Consider the following 1,460-nt stretch of genomic DNA (forward strand, 5'->3'; position numbering starts at 1 on the left):
CTGCGCAACGCGCTGGCGATGGGCGCGGACCGTGCGATCCTGATCGAAGCCGCGTCCGACGTGCATACCGATATCGAGCCGCTCGCCGTGGCGAAACTGCTGGCCGCCGTGGTGAAGGAAGAGGCCCCCGGCCTGGTCCTGGCCGGCAAGCAGGCGATTGACAACGATATGAACGCGACCGGCCAGATGCTGGCGGCGCTGCTTGGCCAGGCCCAGGCGACCTTTGCCTCGGAACTGGCGATCGAGGGCGACAAGGCCCGCGTGACCCGCGAGGTCGATGGCGGTCTCCAGGTCATCGAGGTCAGCCTGCCGGCGGTCGTCACCGTCGATCTGCGCCTCAACGAGCCGCGTTACGCAAGCCTGCCGAATATCATGAAGGCCAAGGCAAAGCCGCTGGCGGTGAAGACCCCGGCTGACTATGGCGTCGATGTGACCCCGCGCCTGACGGTCGTGAAAACCACGGAACCGGCCGGCCGCAAGGCGGGTGTGCGCGTAGCCTCGGTCGATGAGCTGGTGGCGAAACTCAAAGATGAAGCGGGGGTGATCTGATGGCTGTTCTCCTGATTGCCGATGTGAACGAAGGCCAGCTTGCCACCGATTCGGTTGCCAAAACGTTGACGGCTGTGAAATCCCTTGGCGAAGTGCATCTTCTGGTCGCAGGCCCGGCAGAGGCTGCGGCGGCCGCGGCAAAGCTCGATGGCGTGAGCAAAGTTCTGAATGCCAGCGATAACAATGGCCTGGCTGAACCGATGGCCGATCTCGTGGTCAGCCTCGCCGGCGCGTACAGCCACATCACCGGTGCCGCGACCGCCTATAACAAGAACGTTCTGCCGCGCGTTGCGGCGTTGCTCGATGTGATGGTGATCTCGGATGTGACCGCCGTTATCGATTCTGAAACCTTTGAGCGGCCAATCTATGCCGGCAACGCGATTCAGACGGTGAAATCTTCGGACGCGAAGAAGGTCTTCTCGGTGCGCACGGCGGCTTTTGCGGCGGCAGGCGAAGGTGGTTCGGCTGCGGTCGAGGCTGCGGCAGAGGCTGCTGCAACCGGCCTGTCGAGCTTTGTCGAAAACCGGGTGGCGGCTTCGGATCGTCCCGAACTGACCTCGGCGAAGATCGTCGTGTCGGGCGGGCGCGGTGTGGGCTCGAAAGAAAGCTTCGCGGTGATCGAGAAGCTCGCGGACAAGCTGAACGCAGCCGTCGGCGCAAGCCGCGCAGCGGTCGACTCTGGTTACGCGCCGAATGACTGGCAGGTCGGCCAGACCGGCAAGGTCGTGGCGCCTGATCTTTACGTCGCGGTCGGTATCTCGGGTGCAATCCAGCATCTCGCCGGCATGAAGGACTCGAAGGTCATCGTCGCGATCAACAAGGACGAAGAAGCCCCGATCTTCCAGGTCGCCGATTATGGCCTGGTGGGAGACCTCTTCACCATCCTCCCCGAACTCACAGAAAAACTCTGA

At 63.2% G+C, this 1,460-nt stretch carries 2 protein-coding genes; both read left to right on the top strand.

All coding sequences use genetic code 11. From position 1 onward, the window contains the following. The coding region (locus tag AC4FS3_RS28650) for an electron transfer flavoprotein subunit beta/FixA family protein (protein WP_491023362.1) at nucleotides 1-549 on the top strand (549 nt) is incomplete at its 5' end. Continuing rightward, nucleotides 549-1,460 (top strand): electron transfer flavoprotein subunit alpha/FixB family protein, encoded by a 912-nt coding sequence (locus AC4FS3_RS28655; RefSeq protein WP_491023363.1) that lies wholly within the window; start codon nucleotides 549-551, stop codon nucleotides 1,458-1,460. The genes AC4FS3_RS28650 and AC4FS3_RS28655, both read left to right, overlap by 1 nt.

Source organism: Pseudogemmobacter sp. TB195, assembly GCF_058313095.1.

Bases quoted from the DNA above. Each gene is read 5' to 3' on its own strand.
- AC4FS3_RS28655 (WP_491023363.1), top strand. From the start codon at position 549: ATGGCTGTTCTCCTGATTGCCGATGTGAACGAAGGCCAGCTTGCCACC.